Source organism: Acinetobacter sp. UBA1297 (genome assembly GCF_002307755.1).
Taxonomy (GTDB): Bacteria; Pseudomonadota; Gammaproteobacteria; order Pseudomonadales; family Moraxellaceae; genus Acinetobacter; species Acinetobacter radioresistens.
Window position 1 is genome coordinate 110,607 of the sequence record NZ_DBUF01000020.1, and the last position, 17,680, is coordinate 128,286.

The 17,680-nt window shown below is 40.4% G+C and carries 19 protein-coding genes; 15 read left to right on the top strand and 4 right to left on the bottom strand.

Annotated features, from left to right (window positions below; genetic code table 11):
- The first annotated feature begins 92 nt into the window (after nucleotides 1-92).
- Both typA and mscL read left to right on the top strand, forming a co-directional pair.
- On the top strand, nucleotides 93-1,928 hold the full coding sequence (gene typA, locus B3R63_RS09175; RefSeq protein WP_005018791.1) for a translational GTPase TypA: 1,836 nt from the start codon (nucleotides 93-95) through the stop codon (nucleotides 1,926-1,928).
- Nucleotides 1,929-2,103: 175 nt separating this feature from the next.
- The gene (gene mscL / locus B3R63_RS09180; protein ID WP_286729915.1) at nucleotides 2,104-2,550 is read left to right on the top strand and encodes a large conductance mechanosensitive channel protein MscL; all 447 of its coding nucleotides are present in this window, start codon (nucleotides 2,104-2,106) and stop codon (nucleotides 2,548-2,550) included.
- 95 nt (nucleotides 2,551-2,645) lie between these two features.
- Here the strand turns inward: mscL and B3R63_RS09185 are convergent, their stop codons facing one another.
- Together B3R63_RS09185 and mutM are read right to left on the bottom strand one after the other, a co-directional pair.
- Nucleotides 2,646-2,930, bottom strand: coding sequence for a peptidylprolyl isomerase (locus B3R63_RS09185; RefSeq protein WP_286729917.1), 285 nt, complete (start codon nucleotides 2,928-2,930; stop codon nucleotides 2,646-2,648).
- A gap of 26 nt (nucleotides 2,931-2,956) precedes the next feature.
- The gene (mutM, locus tag B3R63_RS09190) at nucleotides 2,957-3,775 is read right to left on the bottom strand and encodes a bifunctional DNA-formamidopyrimidine glycosylase/DNA-(apurinic or apyrimidinic site) lyase (protein ID WP_286729918.1); all 819 of its coding nucleotides are present in this window, start codon (nucleotides 3,773-3,775) and stop codon (nucleotides 2,957-2,959) included.
- 87 nt (nucleotides 3,776-3,862) lie between these two features.
- Here mutM and B3R63_RS09195 point away from each other — a divergent pair, with 87 nt between their 5' ends.
- Together B3R63_RS09195 and B3R63_RS09200 are read left to right on the top strand one after the other, a co-directional pair.
- Nucleotides 3,863-4,429: a DNA-3-methyladenine glycosylase gene (locus B3R63_RS09195; RefSeq protein WP_005406623.1), complete on the top strand. Its 567-nt coding sequence runs from the start codon at nucleotides 3,863-3,865 to the stop codon at nucleotides 4,427-4,429.
- Between the two features lie 167 nt (nucleotides 4,430-4,596).
- Nucleotides 4,597-5,718 carry an NADH:flavin oxidoreductase/NADH oxidase gene (locus B3R63_RS09200; protein WP_286729920.1) on the top strand — a complete coding sequence of 374 codons (1,122 nt, stop codon included), beginning with the start codon at nucleotides 4,597-4,599 and terminating at the stop codon, nucleotides 5,716-5,718.
- Nucleotides 5,719-5,762: 44 nt separating this feature from the next.
- Here the strand turns inward: B3R63_RS09200 and B3R63_RS09205 are convergent, their stop codons facing one another.
- Both B3R63_RS09205 and B3R63_RS09210 read right to left on the bottom strand, forming a co-directional pair.
- Nucleotides 5,763-6,551, bottom strand: coding sequence for a tetratricopeptide repeat protein (locus B3R63_RS09205; RefSeq protein ID WP_286729922.1), 789 nt, complete (start codon nucleotides 6,549-6,551; stop codon nucleotides 5,763-5,765).
- Between the two features lie 430 nt (nucleotides 6,552-6,981).
- A complete protein-coding gene (locus tag B3R63_RS09210; protein ID WP_119879525.1) occupies nucleotides 6,982-7,701 on the bottom strand; it encodes a YgfZ/GcvT domain-containing protein in 720 nt (239 codons plus the stop codon).
- A gap of 260 nt (nucleotides 7,702-7,961) precedes the next feature.
- On the opposite strand from B3R63_RS09210, the gene acnD reads away from it, so the two are divergent.
- The 11 genes from acnD (at nucleotide 7,962) to B3R63_RS09265 (ending at nucleotide 17,590) form a co-directional block, all read left to right on the top strand.
- Nucleotides 7,962-10,568: a Fe/S-dependent 2-methylisocitrate dehydratase AcnD gene (gene acnD / locus B3R63_RS09215; protein WP_286729925.1), complete on the top strand. Its 2,607-nt coding sequence runs from the start codon at nucleotides 7,962-7,964 to the stop codon at nucleotides 10,566-10,568.
- 244 nt (nucleotides 10,569-10,812) lie between these two features.
- Nucleotides 10,813-11,472: a hypothetical protein gene (locus B3R63_RS09220; protein ID WP_286729927.1), complete on the top strand. Its 660-nt coding sequence runs from the start codon at nucleotides 10,813-10,815 to the stop codon at nucleotides 11,470-11,472.
- Nucleotides 11,473-12,210: a hypothetical protein gene (locus tag B3R63_RS09225; protein ID WP_286729929.1), complete on the top strand. Its 738-nt coding sequence runs from the start codon at nucleotides 11,473-11,475 to the stop codon at nucleotides 12,208-12,210.
- Nucleotides 12,211-12,222: 12 nt separating this feature from the next.
- The gene (locus tag B3R63_RS09230; RefSeq protein ID WP_080548200.1) at nucleotides 12,223-12,462 is read left to right on the top strand and encodes a zinc ribbon-containing protein; all 240 of its coding nucleotides are present in this window, start codon (nucleotides 12,223-12,225) and stop codon (nucleotides 12,460-12,462) included.
- Between the two features lie 140 nt (nucleotides 12,463-12,602).
- Nucleotides 12,603-13,286 (top strand): hypothetical protein, encoded by a 684-nt coding sequence (locus tag B3R63_RS09235; protein WP_101159914.1) that lies wholly within the window; start codon nucleotides 12,603-12,605, stop codon nucleotides 13,284-13,286.
- Nucleotides 13,287-13,325: 39 nt separating this feature from the next.
- Entirely contained in the window at nucleotides 13,326-14,033 is a 708-nt protein-coding gene (locus B3R63_RS09240) for a DUF1003 domain-containing protein (RefSeq protein ID WP_286729931.1), read from the top strand.
- Between the two features lie 604 nt (nucleotides 14,034-14,637).
- On the top strand, nucleotides 14,638-15,303 hold the full coding sequence (locus tag B3R63_RS09245; protein WP_106438862.1) for an RluA family pseudouridine synthase: 666 nt from the start codon (nucleotides 14,638-14,640) through the stop codon (nucleotides 15,301-15,303).
- A 230-nt stretch (nucleotides 15,304-15,533) separates the two neighbouring features.
- Nucleotides 15,534-15,920 carry a ribonuclease E inhibitor RraB gene (locus B3R63_RS09250; RefSeq protein WP_286729934.1) on the top strand — a complete coding sequence of 129 codons (387 nt, stop codon included), beginning with the start codon at nucleotides 15,534-15,536 and terminating at the stop codon, nucleotides 15,918-15,920.
- A gap of 99 nt (nucleotides 15,921-16,019) precedes the next feature.
- Nucleotides 16,020-16,400: a hypothetical protein gene (locus B3R63_RS09255; RefSeq protein WP_286729936.1), complete on the top strand. Its 381-nt coding sequence runs from the start codon at nucleotides 16,020-16,022 to the stop codon at nucleotides 16,398-16,400.
- A 231-nt stretch (nucleotides 16,401-16,631) separates the two neighbouring features.
- Entirely contained in the window at nucleotides 16,632-16,868 is a 237-nt protein-coding gene (locus tag B3R63_RS09260) for a hypothetical protein (RefSeq protein WP_075041013.1), read from the top strand.
- Between the two features lie 128 nt (nucleotides 16,869-16,996).
- Nucleotides 16,997-17,590 carry a DUF2939 domain-containing protein gene (locus B3R63_RS09265; protein WP_286729938.1) on the top strand — a complete coding sequence of 198 codons (594 nt, stop codon included), beginning with the start codon at nucleotides 16,997-16,999 and terminating at the stop codon, nucleotides 17,588-17,590.
- Nucleotides 17,591-17,680: the final 90 nt, after the last annotated feature.

Here is a 17,680-nt window from a genome sequence, read left to right on the forward strand (position 1 = left end):
AAATATATTGTAGTTGTCAATCAACTGTCACTACTAATGCGTAGCATTTTTTTGTATAATTTGCCCTCAAAATTGTAGGCGTATCGAATTTCATGTCAGATATCAAAACTCTCCGCAACATCGCAATTATTGCGCACGTTGACCACGGGAAAACCACTCTTGTCGATAAACTTCTTCAACAATCAGGTGCACTCGGTGATCGTGCCGGCGAGATTGAGCGTGTCATGGACTCGAATGCGCTTGAATCAGAGCGTGGTATTACTATTCTCGCTAAAAATACAGCGATTACATGGTTAGATAAGCGTACTGATACCACTTACCGTATCAACATCGTAGATACTCCGGGACACGCAGACTTTGGTGGTGAAGTTGAACGTGTTATGTCGATGGTAGACTGTGTACTTCTTCTGGTTGACTCTCAAGAAGGCCCAATGCCACAAACCCGTTTTGTAACACAAAAAGCGTTTGCACGTGGTCTGAAACCAATCGTCATTATTAACAAAGTAGACAAGCCAAGTGCCCGTCCAGACTGGGTTATCGACCAGGTATTTGACTTGTTCGACAACTTGGGTGCAACTGATGAACAGTTAGACTTCCCGATTGTATATGCTTCAGGCTTACGCGGTGTTGCTGGTCCTTCACCAGAAGAACTGGCTGAAGACATGACACCACTGTTTGAAACTATTGTTGACATCGTTGAACCACCAGCAGTTGATGTTGATGGCCCATTCCAAATGCAGATTTCATCACTTGACTATAACAGTTTTGTTGGTGTAATCGGTGTTGGCCGTATTCAGCGCGGTTCAGTTAAAACCAATACACCAGTAACTGTGATTGATAAAGAAGGCAAGACCCGTAATGGTCGTATTCTGAAAATCATGGGTTACCATGGCCTCGAGCGTATCGATGTTGATTCTGCAAATGCAGGTGACATTGTATGTATTACCGGTATTGATGCACTAAACATCTCTGACACTATTTGTGATCCGAAAAATGTTGAAGCATTACCGCCACTGTCTGTAGATGAACCAACCGTATCTATGACTTTCCAGGTAAATAACTCACCATTTGCCGGCCGTGAAGGCAAGTTCGTGACTTCACGTAATATCCGTGAACGTCTGGACCGCGAATTGATCCATAACGTTGCTTTACGTGTTGAAGATACAGACAGTCCGGACCGCTTCAAAGTTTCAGGCCGTGGCGAACTTCATCTGTCTGTACTGATTGAAAACATGCGTCGTGAAGGCTTCGAGATGGGTGTATCCCGTCCTCAAGTGATCATGAAAGAAGTTGACGGTCAAATGCAGGAACCGTATGAAAATGTGACCTTTGATGTTGAAGAACAGCATCAGGGTTCAATCATGGAACAGATGGGTAACCGTAAGGGCGAGCTGACCAATATGGAAGTTGACGGTAAAGGCCGTATCCGTATTGAAGCAACTGTACCTTCACGTGGTCTGATCGGCTTCCGTTCTGAATTCCTGACCATCACTTCTGGTACAGGTATCATGACTTCTAGCTTCTCGCACTATGGCCCAGCCAAAGCAGGTGCTGTAGCTAAACGTCAAAACGGTGTGCTGATCTCTATGGTAAATGGTACCTGCCTGGCATTTGCTTTGTTCTCGCTGCAAGACCGTGGCCGTCTTTTTGCTGAACCACAGCTTGAAGTTTATGAAGGTATGATTGTTGGTATGAACTCACGTTCAGACGACATGGTGGTCAACCCGACTAAAGCAAAACAGTTAACTAATATGCGCGCATCTGGTACAGATGAAGCATTAACACTGACTCCAGCTATTAAATTTACGCTGGAACAGGCGCTTGAATTTATTGAAGATGATGAACTGGTTGAAGTTACACCTAAATCAATTCGTATTCGTAAAAAATTCCTGACAGAAAACGAACGTAAACGTGCTTCACGCAGTTAAGTCTCGTTTAAGTTGAAAAAACCGCCAGTAATCTGGTGGTTTTTTTATATAAATAACAAAAAGAAATTGGAATCTTTAAAGAAATCGCTAAATTATCCTAAAGGTTAATGCCATTTAAATAGGATTAAGAATGTGAAAAAGATCAGAGCATGGGTAAATTGAGTCTGGAGATAGAATGAGTATTATTCAAGAATTTAAAGAATTTGCCATTAAAGGCAATATGATTGATCTTGCAATTGGTGTCATTATTGGTGGGGCGTTTAATAAAATTATTGACTCTCTGGTTAAAGATATTTTTATGCCCCTGATTTCTTTTATTCTGGGTGGAGAAGTTGATTATTCTAACTGGTTTCTGGTGCTAGGCGATAATCCAAATAATGTTAGTAATCTTGCAGCGGCCAAGGAAGCAGGTTTGAATGTCTTTGCCTATGGCAATTTTCTCACTATCTTGATCAATTTTCTGTTGCTGGCTTGGGTTGTCTTTTTAATGGTTAAAATGATTAACCGTTTACGCCGTAAACACGAGGAAGCACCACCTAAAGAAGAGGCAACACCTACACCAGAAGATATCCAGTTACTGCGCGAAATCCGTGATGAGCTTAAAAATCGCCCCGCACCTTAAAATATAAATGGAAAAACGGCACAACAAATGCCGTTTTTTATTTTGACCGAATGCGTCACTTTAAGTCTTAAAAAATATAAAGCTGAATAAAACTGCTAGAAATTTATACGAAACTTGATTTCCAGCAAGTGGAAGCCAAACTGGCTTTTTACCGGACCATGGATTACACGTTCAGCACCACTAAAAACCAGTTTATCGATTACCGGCACCAGTTGACCTTTCTTAACTTCACCCAGTTCACCTCCGCGTCTAGCTGAGTTACAGGTCGAGTATTGCTGTGCAAGTTTATTAAAGTCTGCACCACTCTGGAGCTTCTTTTTCAACTGTTCAGCCAGTGTTTTTTCTTTAACCAGAATATGACGGACGATTGCTGTTTTCATATAATTTCTCCTGCAACTGAACCGGTTTATTTTACTGCTCGTAGCGGCTGGCATTCAGGGCAAAAAACACTTGCACGCTGTCCTAAACGGATATTCTGCAAAGGGGTTTCACAATTAATGCACATTTCGCCTTCACGGCCATATGCCAGCAGAGTCTGCTGAAAATAGCCATTTTCTCCTGCGGCATTACTGTAATCACGCAAGGTTGAACCTCCCAGTTCAATTGCAAATTTTAAAATCCTTTTAATTTCAATCACCAGCTGATCAATTTGTTCATAGCTTAAGCTTGAAGCAGGTTGAGCTGGATGGATTCTGGTATTGAACAGGCTCTCGGTTGCATAAATATTGCCGACACCGACCACTACATGATTATCCATGAGTGCAACTTTTATGCCGACCTGCTTGTTTTTAAGTTTATTTACCAGGTACTCAGTATTAAATGCCTCAGATAATGGCTCTGGTCCTAATGGGTCAATTAATTTATTTTGTGTTTCATGGTTCAGCCATAAAATACAGCCAAAACGACGCGGATCATGATAACGCAGCTGTATATTTTGGAAACTAATAATCAAATGATCATGTTTACGTAATTCGGTCGCAGGCTCACACAAGCGAAACGAACCTGACATGCCTAAGTGCCATAACATGGTATCGTGTTCAAACTGCGCAAGAATATATTTAGAGCGGCGATTTAACCTGATGAGCTTCTGGCCTTGTAGCTTTTGAATATCTTGAGGAATGGCCCAGCGAAGCCGCGGCTCACGGACCTCAACAGACATAACTTTTTGCTGTAATAAGGGTTCAAGGCTCTTTTTGGTGGTTTCAACTTCGGGTAATTCAGGCATTGATCGAGTCATTCTTATGCAATAGCAATAATATCGGGTTGCATGAATAATTTACAAGCTGGCATTGATATGAAAAGGAGGAAAAACATGGCAGAGATTCTACCTTTAACCTGGTTTCAGCGCGATACTTCAGACGTTGCGCGTGATCTGGTTGGGTGTAGGTTATGTGTGCGCCAAGATAGTGGAGAAATCAGGCGCTGTATCATTACAGAAACAGAAGCTTATCTGGGCTGTCAGGATAAAGCCTGTCATACCTATAATAACCGTAAAACACCACGTACCGAAGTTATGTACCAAGCAGGTGGAACTATTTATGTATATCTGATCTATGGTATGTATGAAATGCTCAATATTATTACCAGGACTGAAGGTGTGCCAGAAGGTGTGATGTTGCGGGCCGGCTATTTTGAGGATGCCGAGACACGGCAGGAATTCAAGTTAATGGCTGGTCCAGGGAAACTGACCCGGCATATGGGAATTAATCGTACTTTTAAAGGACAGAAAGTCGGACTGGAAAGTGGGCTATGGATAGAACAGAAAACTCAGCAGCCTGAAATTGTACAGACACCGCGTATTGGGATCGACTATGCTGAAGAGGCCAAAGACTGGCTGGAGCGTTACTGCTGGAAAGCACATCCGAGTTTGAGCCGTTAAGGTTTGGTTCATATTAACTCCTGTACAGAGTATGTTGTATTAAAGGCTGTCTTGCTCATGATTTTGTATGGTTTTTTTAGGCTGGACTATAAAAATAAAGCTGGTTCAGTGTAGGCTAGTGAGCGTCTAGGCACTCTGCCCACTTAATAATAAAACCGGAGAAATATATGGCCAAGCTGTTTGAGAAAGTTAATTTTGGTAGCCTTGAACTTGCCAACCGCATTATTATTGCACCTATGTGCCAATATTCAGCCACTGATCAGGGTGAGGTGACTTACTGGCATGAACAGCAGTGGGCCAATTATGCTCTGTCTGGTGCCGGTTTATGCATTGTAGAGGCAACGGCGGTACAGGCTGAAGGTCGAATCAGCTATGCTGATCTGGGCTTATGGAATGATCAGCAACGCGATCAGATGTGGGCTTTGCTCAGTAAAGTCCGCCAGATATCTCCCATGCCTTTTGCGATTCAGTTAGCTCATGCCGGGCGTAAGGCATCAACCGATAAGCCATGGCTAGGCAAAGGCCAGATTGCACCAGATCATGAACATGGCTGGAATACGGTGGCACCCAGTGAATTAAGTTTTGCCGCAGCTGACCTGAAACCACATGCCTTAACACTTGATCAGATTCATCAGGTACAGGCAGATTTTGCGGCGGCGGCGCGTCGTGCAGTCGAAGCAGGTTTTGACCTGATTGAACTCCATGCAGCCCATGGATATCTGTTGCATCAGTTTTTATCGCCCTTATCCAATCAGCGTACAGATGAATATGGCGGCTCACTTGAAAACCGTATGCGGATGGTACTGGAAGTATTTCAGGCGATCCGTGATGCAGTACCGGCAGGCTTCCCGGTCGGGGTGCGTCTTTCGGCTACTGACTGGATGGATGAGCAGGGAGGCTGGAATGTAGAATGTAGTGCCGGCCTGTCAAAAGCCCTCCAGATGCTGGGAGCGGTTTACATCCATGTTTCATCAGGCGGACTGCATGAAATGCAGCGTATTGAAGTCGGGCCAAATTATCAGGTGCCTTTCGCAGAGAAAATTAAACAGGGTGTAAGCATTCCTGTTATTGCAGTCGGACTGATTACTGAGCCTGAACAGGCCGAAGAAATCCTCCAAAAAGGTCAGGCAGATGCAATTGGTTTAGCCCGTGCCATGCTATATGACCCACGCTGGCCTTGGCATGCAGCTGCAAAACTCGGTGAAAATATTTCAATTGCACCGCAGTATCTACGGAGTCAACCGCATGGTTTAAAAGAATTATTCCATCCTTTTAAAGCAGAAAAATAAATTATAAAAAACCCCGTCATCTGGCGGGGTTTTATATTGAATCTTTAGCTTTTCTTGGCTTTATTCTGATCAGTCATCATTTTATTAACGGTATCGAGTGATTCTTTAGCGCGTGGAACATTCTGCTGGGCCAGTGCACTAAAAATTTTCTGTGCCTCAGGCAGATTTTGCTGCACAATGGTTCCATTGGCAAGCATATTACCCACTGCCATCAAGGCTGGTATATAACCTTTTGTGGCCAGATTCTGAATACTTTGGAGCCCCTGATTAACTTTGGCTTCTTGCTTGTTCTTGATGCCTGTACTAATGTCATAAAGTGCCTTGGTATGAATTGCCGGCATACTGTTTTTCTTGATAAGCGGATCAAGTCGCTTTAATGCCTGTTGGTCAGATGCTGGCTTATTTTCTGAAAATAGCGCCACTGCAAGCTGGACAGTTGCATCATCAAAGCCCGCATTTGAGGCTTTTTCCAGATACTCTCTGGCTTTCTTCTCATCTTTAGGCAGGCCCAGTCCACCAGTCACGTAGTTATTGGCAAGTACATAATCGGCCACTACATAGCCTTTCTCTGAGGCCTGCTGGTAGTATTTTAAGGCCTGCTGCTCATTTTTAGTTACGCCTTTTCCCACCTGGGTCAGGTAACCCAGATTATACAACGCCTGCGGATTACCTTCTTGAGCCAGCTTTTGCAACTGTTGATAAGCGGTGGTGTAATCATTTGCTTTAATTAGCTGTTCAATTTGTTCAAAAGCCGGATTTTTATCGCTACTTGGTGCAGCCATGCTAAACGTGCTGGTGACTGCAATCAGGCTGGCGAGCAGAATTTTTTTCATTTTTTTCCTCTTCTTTCTGCACATAATTCCATTTATGGGGAATGACTGTGATTCATTCAACATAAATCATAAGCTGAATTATATGAATGTAAATATGGGACACCAAAAATCTTGCAAGATTAATCAGGCTACAGCTATGACTATGCCGGTCTTTCCTTAAACTCTGATTAAAAAATAAAAGAATGTATTAGGTGATAATTTTTGATGAAAGCTCTAAAAATATTGAAATAGTTTTTATACCTTAGCCTGCTTCGTAGATAAAAATATTTATAATATTTTGATTTTTCTATTAGAAATTTGGTTAAAACTGGTTTTTCTTCCAGAACAATAGGGTTGAAAGAATGAGCTTTAAAAAAATATAAACTGATTGATAAAAAACCTCCAGATTCACTGGAGGTCATATTTACTACCCATAATTTCAAACACAGCTTTATTTTGGCCGTGCCACATCGCCTCTAAGCGATTCTGGCAATTCCAATAAGGTTAATCCAAGCGTATCAAGTGCTACCGGTTTAGCGACTACTAATGCCTTATAGCCATCTTCAACAGCGATACTATTAACCACTTCTACATCATCATGCAGTAGAGTCGCCGGAGCAGGGGCAGTACCTGAACCTTGTACTAAATGTAGCCAGTGCTTCGGTTTTGCCTTGAACCATAGCCGAGCGACGATTTCCTGACCCAGATAACACCCCTTGTCATAATGCACACCACCACGCTGATGCAGGCGTAGTTCCTGAGGCTGGAATTCATGCTCGGTTAAGCTGGTGATCCAGGCTTGGCCCTGTTCAATTGCCTGTAATTGCCAAGCATTTAAATCCGTATCTTCACTACCAAATCTGGTGAGAGCATTAACCATACTTGGAAAAACGGCACCACTCTCTTCAAATGCCATTTTAGAAAATGCACCATATTTGCGAATATGCTTGGCAAATTCTTCAGACTGGTCCTGAGTCACCACAATACTGAAATTTTCAGCATCCTGCCGACTTAACCATAAGCCAAAATGAATACGGCCTTTTAAGTCACAAATAGCAGTATAACGGTAGTTACTGTCCAGCCGCTCTACATCTGCCGTGACTTGGCCCTGCAAGAATTTTTGTGCATCAACACCTTTTAAGCTAAAACAGAGAAAAGCCAAACTAGTCATGTTATCAGTCTCAATCTTGCAATTTAATACTAAAGAATGAGTTGTATTTTCCCTGATTTTTAATAAAAAAGCAGCTTTTTGCTAGAAAAGCCCATTTAAAGGTAACTAAATATTTCAAAAACTGGTATTTTTATATATAGGTATTTGAAATATATAAGATTTGGGAAATGGGTTTTGAACAGCGTACAATGCCAATGCACGGAAAGTGAAATCAACACAAAAAGATGAAATAAAGCAAAAAGATGCAGAGGCAAGTACGTATGAATAACCAATACCGCAAAACGTTGCCAGATACCCAGCTTGAATACTTTGATGTGCGTCAGGCCGTCGAAGATATTCAGCCAGGCGCTTATGACCAGCTTCCCTATACTTCCAAAATACTTGCTGAACAACTGGTGCGCCGCTGTGAACCAGAAATATTAACTGAATCTTTACAGCAACTGATTGAGCGCCGCCAGACTCGTGACTTTCCATGGTATCCGGCACGTGTGGTTTGTCATGACATTTTAGGCCAGACTGCCTTGGTTGATCTGGCAGGCCTGCGTGATGCAATTGCTGAACAGGGCGGTGATCCGGCCAAAGTTAATCCGGTGGTACCGACCCAGCTGATTGTTGATCATTCGCTGGCTGTAGAATATGGCGGTTTTGACCCGGATGCTTTTGAAAAAAATCGCGCTATTGAAGACCGCCGTAATGAAGACCGGTTTCATTTTATTAACTGGACTAAAACTGCATTTAAAAATGTTGATGTCATTCCTGCTGGAAATGGCATTATGCACCAGATTAACCTTGAAAAAATGTCACCAGTGGTTCAGGTCAGAGATGGTGTTGCATTTCCAGATACCTGCGTCGGAACAGATTCGCATACCCCCCATACCGATGCGCTGGGCGTAATTTCGATTGGGGTGGGTGGCCTGGAAGCTGAAAACGTGATGCTTGGCCGTGCCTCATGGATGCGTCTGCCGGACATCATTGGTGTGGAATTGGTCGGTCAGCGCAAGCCGGGCATTACAGCAACGGATATCGTGTTGGCATTGACCGAATTCCTGCGTAAAGAACGTGTCGTGGGTGCATATTTAGAATTCTTCGGTGAAGGTGCAGACAGCATGTCTGTGGGCGATCGTGCCACGATTTCCAATATGACCCCTGAATATGGCGCAACGGCTGCAATGTTCTACATTGACCAGAATACTATCGACTATCTGCGCCTCACAGGTCGTGAACCGGAGCAGGTACAACTGGTTGAGCAGTATGCCAAACAGATCGGGCTCTGGGCCGAGCAGATGAAAGAAGCGGTTTATCCAAAAGTATTACGTTTTGATCTGTCTCAGGTAACCCGTAATATCGCCGGGCCGTCTAATCCGCATGCGCGTGTTTCTACCAGTGACTTAAAAGCAAAAGGAATTGCCGGGGTAGTTGAACAGCGTGATGACGGTTTAATGCCGGATGGGGCGGTTATTATTGCTGCCATTACTTCATGCACAAACACGTCTAACCCACGAAATACAGTAGCTGCTGGTTTGCTGGCACGTAAAGCCAATGAATTGGGTCTAACTCGTAAGCCTTGGGTGAAATCTTCATTTGCCCCCGGCTCAAAGGCGGCAGCATTATATCTTGAAGAAGCAGGGGTGCTTGAAGATCTGGAAAAACTCGGCTTTGGTATCGTGGCCTATGCCTGTACCACCTGTAACGGTATGTCAGGCGCGTTAGATCCGGCCATCCAGCAGGAAATTATTGACCGTGACCTGTATGCCACAGCTGTACTTTCTGGTAACCGTAACTTCGATGGCCGGATTCATCCTTATGCTAAACAGGCATTTCTGGCTTCACCGCCATTAGTCATTGCCTATGCAATTGCCGGGACTATCCGCTTTGATATTGAAAATGATGTGCTGGGTCATGATCAGGCAGGAAACCCGATTTATTTAAAAGATATCTGGCCTTCTGATGAGGAAATTGATGCACTGGTGGCACGTAGTGTAAAACCGGAGCAGTTTCAGCAGGTTTATATTCCCATGTTTAATCTGGACCGATCCGAGCAGGCAATAAGTCCACTATATGATTGGCGTCCGCAAAGTACCTATATTCGCCGTCCACCATATTGGGAAGGCGCCTTGGCTGCACCGCGTACCCTTGCAAATATGCGTCCTTTAGCAATCCTTGGCGATAACATCACTACCGATCATTTATCTCCATCAAATGCGATTGTACGTGATTCGGCAGCGGGTGAATACTTAGCAAAAATGGGTGTGCCCGAGGAAGATTTTAACTCTTATGCAACGCATCGTGGTGATCACCTGACTGCACAGCGTGCCACTCTGGCGAATCCGAAGCTGTATAACGAAATGGTAGTGCGTTCTGACGGTACGATCAAGCAGGGTTCAAAAGCACGTGTAGAGCCTGAAGGCGAAGTGATGCGTATGTGGGAAGCGATTGAAACCTACATGAACCGCAAGCAGCCGCTCATCATTATTGCCGGTAAGGATTATGGTCAGGGTTCAAGTCGTGACTGGGCTGCCAAAGGTGTACGTCTGGCAGGTGTTGAAGCGATTGTGGTTGAAGGTTTTGAACGTATTCACCGGACCAATCTGGTTGGTATGGGCGTGTTGCCGCTTGAGTTTAAGCCGGGTACAGACCGTAAAATATTAAAACTGGATGGTACTGAGCTGTATAGCGTGATTGGTAATATTGCGCCACGTTCGACTTTAACTCTGGTGATTGAACGTGCCACCGAAGATGGTAAGGAACAGACGATAGAAGTGCCTGTGACCTGTCGTCTGGATACCGAAGAAGAAGTGCATGTGTATGAAGCGGGTGGGGTATTACAGCGCTTTGCACAGGACTTTTTAGAAGGGAGCTTGATTTAATAAATTGATTAATAAAGCCTTTATTTCAAAAATAAAGGCTTTATTATAATTTCACCCTTCTAATTTGAAACATATTTGAGATCAGCATGAATATTAAATTTGATTTTTTAATTGATTCTGAAGAATTTTCAATTGATATGAAAACTGGTCTTGAAAGTCTGGAAGTGTTTCTGACACGTTTAGATTAATAGGGGAGGCATTATTAACTGATGATGTTGCAGATCGAAAAACTCATCGAAATGATGTGAGAACCAATTTAGAAAAGAATTTTAAAGGCTCTTATGGCCAAATTTTTAGTTTAGAACCTCATGATAAAGATGCGATACTTGCATTAAGAAAAATGGGGAAAGATACATTTGTCGAGCTTGTGGAGCATTTTATATCTGAAGCATTATATGAGGATCCAAAAGAATTAAGTCCAGAAGCATTAGAGGTCTTAGAAAATTTATCTAATAGAACTATCAAACTATTGATGAAAAAATTACGTAATCCATTAAGAACATTGCATAAAATTCATAGAGCATTTGGTTATTCATTAAAAATTAGATACAGGAAATATGGTAAAGACCCAATATTAATTCAAAATTTTGATGCTGAAACCTATGAGGCACTTAATGCAGTTGAAGAAAATGAAATTATAGATATCCAAGCAGCAGTTACAAAGATAAACGTACATACAGGTAATGGGAGAATTCAAATGATAGGCGCAGATAAAACTGTGGCATTTGGATTTGGAAAAGTATTTGAAAGCTTACCATCAGAGACAAAGAAGATTTTTTCCGAGAATCTGAACCATATTATGGGAACAAATCGAGAACATTGGCTATATCTGAATTTAAAAGTTTCGCCAGTAAAGTTAGGTGATGGAAGTATTGTAAAATATATTTTTAAAGAGTTTGCCTAAATGAATAATTATATTTGGGCTGCTGGGATTGCTTTATTTTTAGTATTTTCTAGCTATATCTACCAGTTTTATATAGTTTTGGATTTTCCTTTCTCCAAAGATCAAGAGGTATGGGGGCAGTTAGGTGATTTTATTGGAGGGCTTTTAAATCCATTATTTGGATTTATTTCTATAATTTTGTTAATCAAATCCCTAAGTTTACAAAACCAGTCTAACAAAAAATTGATTGAGCAAATTAACAATACACAGCGAACAGAGAGCTTAAAAAGTTTTGAAAATCTTTTCTTTAATCTGATTGATATTAAGAATGGCTACTTCACTCATTTTCTAGTAGAAATAAGTTTATCTCCACATGAGAAGAAGATTTTTGCAAAAGATATTGCAGTGGATAAATTAGAAATAATTATTCAAAAATTTCGAGAGAATTCATATACAGATGAGCAGATTAAAAATTATTTAGATGAGATCAATAACAAAAATAATATATTTAGCCAAATTAGGTGCTTCTACGTAATTGTTAAGCTCATAGATGACCATCTTTCAGATATTAATGGATTTACAAAAGATGAAAGAGAAAAATATTATAAACTTTTAATAAATTTTACAGAATTTTCCCATATACGTCTCATTTTAATATCAATGCAATTTTTAGATTTTGAGTCAACTCGATATCTTAATAATAATCCTGATTTTCAAGCTGTTTTAAATGACCTCAATCTGCGATTGAATCCATATTAGAGAACTTCGCCCATCTGCCATCATCATTTACAAAAATGGACAATAGACATTCATCACAACAGGGTTATACTGCTTAGACCATTTTCTAAACACTCATGGAGAACAAAGATGGTAACAGCTGGCTCAAAACCGGGAACAGGTTTCTATTTTTGTGTTCAATGCGGGCATCGCGTTTACTTAGAAATTGGTACAGACCGTTTACCCCCGTGTACCAAATGCTACGGCACCCAATATAACGATAAGGTGGCTTAAGCAATAAATAAAACAGATACCCCTGTTTTTTAGAAAAGCCCTATTACTCTATAGGGCTTTTTGCTTTTTAAACACTCCTGTATTTTACAGACAGTCGAGTTCATACTGTAAAAAGCTATTACCTTGGAAGTATCATTCTGATGATTCCTTATATTTTTATATTCTTCATGGTTGTTACGTTTCCAACATTAATATGGGCTGAAAATAAAAGTCCTGAAGAAATCCGGCTGAAAGAAGACAGTAGTCGCTACAAATCTTATATTCCGAGAAGTTATAGACTTACTGAAGTTATAACAGGAGATTTGAATAAAGACCGGAAAACAGATGTGGTGCTGATAGTTAAGGCAACTGATCCTGCAAAATGGGTAAATGATGAGTATCAGGGAAAGCTAGACCGAAATCGTCGTGGCATAATTGTGCTTGTAAATGAAAATGGTCAATATAAAAAGATCATACAGAATCTGTCATGCTTCTCGTCGGAGTATGAAGATGGGGGCGTATATTATGCGCCGGAACTACTATTATCTGTCGAACAAGGGTTGCTGAATGTGCATTATGCCCATGGCCGTTATGGTTACTGGCGCTATCGCTTTCAACTAAAAGAACATGATCTGCAATTGGTAGGCTATGACAATTCAGATAATTTCGGTCCTTATATTAATAGTCAAACAAGTATTAACTACTTAACTCAGCGTAAATTAGTAAGAGAAAATATAAATAAGAACCGGGATGACGATATACCAAAATTTAAAGAAACTTGGTATAAGATGAATCAGGCACCTGTGTATTTATCTAAAATTAAAGATTTTGATCATTTAAATTAATTAAAATAAGCAGACTGAACTACAAAAAAGGACATAAGGGTGAATGATAAAAACGAATTACATAAATGTCTGGTTTGTAAAAAAAATTTTAATGAAAAGAGTCTGATTCCTTTAGATACGGTACGGCAAGATATTACACAGGAAATTGCAAAGGATTTTCCAGCATGGTCTGTTCATGATTATATTTGTCAGGTTGATTTAACCCACTATCGTATGCAGTACGTGCAAGGGTTATTAAAGTCTGAACAGGGGGAAGTTTCTAGTCTTCAGTATGAAGTTATTCAAAGCCTGCAAGAACATGAGCTTATTACAAAAGACACAGAAACAGAATTTGACCAGAACTGGACACTGGGTGAACGGCTGGCCGATAAAATAGCAACTTTTGGTGGTAGCTGGGCATTTCTGATCTGCTTTACACTTTTTCTGGCAGGCTGGATATTAGTCAATACCGTTATAATGATAAACCGTCCGGCAGATCCTTATCCATTTATCTTGTTAAACCTGATTTTATCATGTCTAGCTGCAGTGCAGGCGCCTATTATCATGATGAGCCAGAACCGGCAGGAAGCCAAAGACCGGTTACGTTCGCAAAATGATTATCAGGTCAACCTGAAAGCAGAGCTTGAAATCCGGCATTTACATGAAAAGCTTGATCATCTGCTGATGCACCAGTGGGACCGGTTAGCTAAAATTCAGGAAATTCAGCTAGATCTATTAACTGAGCTCAACAAAAGAAACTTAAAGTAATAAAATAAAATTATTTAATGACGAGATAAATATAGAGTTAGAAGTTTTCTGATTCTAAAAGAAAATAATTCTGTAAAAATAAACTTTACTGCAATAAAAATATTAAAAAATGAGAGATAAAAGAAAAAATCCTTAAAACTTTACTTTTAGTAGAAAATTTTTCTAAAAAATATAAAAATTAACTGAACTTCGAAAATTAATTCCGTCCAGCTTTAGTTAAAGTAGATCTCAAGGTGTAGTAGGGATCGAAAAGAGTAGCATGCTGTGAGCGGCGCAAAACGCGAGTGCAGTACTTACCCAAAAGGTCTCGATTCGGCTTAGGACGCTATAAACCAGAAGTTTATAGGCTATAAGATCATCACTTACAAAGTTATGATAGTTGAAGTAAACCGTAAAGTTTTCCCTGACACCTGAAATATTCTGTTATTACAATAAATCTTTAGATAGTAGAACTATCAAAATAATACTTTCAAAAATATAAAGCTGCTCTTTCAGTTTGAATTCCAGACCAGAAAATCAACTGTTTAACCTGTTATAAATCAAGAATTGACAGCTGTATAATCCCTTGTTATTTTTCGGGCTAATTTGTTCTCCATATAACCGCATGGCTTTGAATCAACCCTTTATCTATGCACCGCCGCAACAGCCATTATCCATTATATATGAAGATGATGATTTAATTATTATAGATAAACCGGCAGGATTACTTTCTGTACCCGGACGTCTGCCTGAGCATCAGGACAGCGCATATCTACGTCTGTTGGAAAAATATCCGCATGCTAAGATCACCCATCGGCTGGATATGGCAACTTCAGGTATCCTGATGTTTGCCAAACATCGTGATGCAGAAGTCGCGATCAGCAAAATGTTTCAGTCACGTACCGTAACCAAGCGTTATGTTGCGCTGATACAGGGCCAGCTTAACGATCAGGGCAGTATTGATGTGCCATTAATTACCGATTGGGAAAACCGTCCGCGGCAAATCGTACATTTTGAACTGGGAAAATCGGCTAAAACCTTATTTCAGGTACTTCAATATCATGAGGAGCATGACATGACCCGGGTATTGCTGACACCTATAACTGGTCGTTCGCACCAGTTAAGAGTACATATGCAATATATTGGACATCCTATTATGGGAGACAAGTTATATCATCCTGAACCTGGTGGTTTTTACTTAAAGCGAATGGCATTGCATGCCAGTTACCTGGCTTTCCAGCAACCGCTAAGCAAAGATTTGATTGAAATTAATATGGCTATCCCGTTTTAATCACAGGTGATCTTTAAACTGGTATATTAGCTGTATAAATTAATTTAAATATAAAACAGGTGGTTCTTAAACCAGGTGCAGGGTTATAAACTTTATATTTAAAATCATCATGAATTAATTAGAAACAGAATTAAGCTGGTCATGTGAAATTAAAATAGATTAATCTTTGTGCTGATATTGAATAATGATGATTTATTTATAATGACCACAAGCATAACAAGGATAATCTCATGACTCGTAACTATCAGCAATTTCCTGACGATGAAAATGGCGATGTACTTTGGCAAATGTATGAAGACGGCAATGACTTGAGTGACCTGCATGAGGTCGAATTTTCTATTGTTTTTAAAACTCAGGAACTGGCAGAAAAGTGCGCGCTACATTTACTGCAGCAGGAACAAAAAGTTTCCATGTTTCAGGAAGACGAGCAGACTGACGGGGCAAACTTATGGATAGTAAATATTCATATTAATATGATTCCTGAACATGAAGATATTGTGGACCTAGAAGAATGGTTTACTAAAATTGCTGGAGAATTTGACGGCGAATATGATGGTTGGGGCTGCATGTCTTATATCTATGAAGATGAAGAAGAAAGTCCTAATATTTCATCCTGATAAAATTTTGATCTGACCTCAAGATTGTAAATAAAAGTATTTTGTTTCTGATATTAAGTACGCTATTTTGGCCGATAAATTTTCTAGATTTAATCGGTCATGATTCGTACTTTATTTTTAAGCCTGCTGTTGGCTAGCCCTTTGACTCATGCAGCCAACTGGAGCTGCAAAAATTATGATTTCGAAATCTATTGTGGTGCGCGTGGCTGTGAAATAAATCAGGAAAATTTTACGCCGATGTATATCCAGCTGCAGCAAGCTGTTGAGTTAAAGGTTTGTGCCTATAGCGCTTGTTGGTCAGGACAAGCAAAAATTTTATATGACCGGCAGCATCTTTTAGCCTCAGCGAATGAATTGGCAATGCATGGACAAAAAGATATTGCAGCCAATTTTATTCTGGCGATAAATGAAAATAACCAGACTGGATTTATTCAGGGTGAGGGTTTCGCAATGCCGGTACAATGTGAGCCTGAAAAATAATTATAAGTATCTTTTATCATGGGAAGCCTAATTTTATGGCAGCTGAACTTATTAGCCATTATTTAAATACATGAAGTGTTTAGGTTGCTTTTCAGCGTTTGCCCGTTGATCAAAATTATACAAAGCGGTAGGGCTGAAAGATTAAACTAATACAACGTAAATTAAAAAATCAGTTGCTCGCCTTGCAGGATAGAATAGGGCGACTGTGTTAAGAGACAGGTGGGCCTGATCTTGGAACCATATAAAGACGTTAGCGGTAAATCCCATATTGAATTTTATTATATTGGCTCGGACTACATCATGGTGCAGTTTAAAGGATCAGCCAAACAATATGTCTATACCTATATTAGTGCGGGTGAACATCATGTCGAAAAGATGAAGCAGCTTGCAGTCAGTGGTAAAGGACTCACAGCCTATATTAATCAGCATGTGCGTGATGCCTTTGCTACTATAATGTATGCTCAATAAAAAGTAAGAATTGACTAAGGCACAGAGATTTTAAGATAAAAACTGAATAGCTGAAAGAAGACTAAAACTGAAACCAATGATGCAATAAATAAACATCACTAGTTTAGATGAAATGGTAGAAAGGTTATATGAAAATTCTGAAAGTATTCAGTGGACTATTGGTATTATTGATTGCCGGCTGGTGGTTTGCATCACCTTATTGGGTACTTTATCAGGTTAAGCAGGCAGTTGAGGAGAATCAGCCTGGCAAGCTTTCAGCCTATATCGATTATCCGGCTGTGCGGCAAAGCTTAAAAAGTCAGCTAAGCCAATACTTGGAGCAAAAAATGGGTTTTGAGCAACGCTCTAATCCGTTTGAGCAATTTGGTGCGCAGCTTACAACAGACTTGACTAACCACCTGGTAGAAACTTTGGTTAATCCATATGGTGTCGCACTGTTACTACAAGGGAAAGAGTTCTCAGAAGTAATCCGGCTCACCCGGTATGAACGCTCTTCAGTTGTTTATCATCTGTCTGAACCTAAAAAAGCTGCTGCCTCATTCTTATCTGGGTCATCTGTTGCTTCAGCATCTTCTTCACAAACAGCTTTAAATTACAAGGCTGGGTATTTGAGCATGAACAGGTTTAGAGTTCAGGTACCTACAGCTAATAGGTATATCAGCTTTATCTTGAGTCGTAGTGGGTGGAGCTGGAAAATTACGGCCATTAAACTGCCTCAGTAAATAAAAAACTTTAAAATAACTATAATTATTTCTTTTTATTTACAATTTCAAACTAGGCATCTGGGCAGATGCAATTCAATATCAGGGACA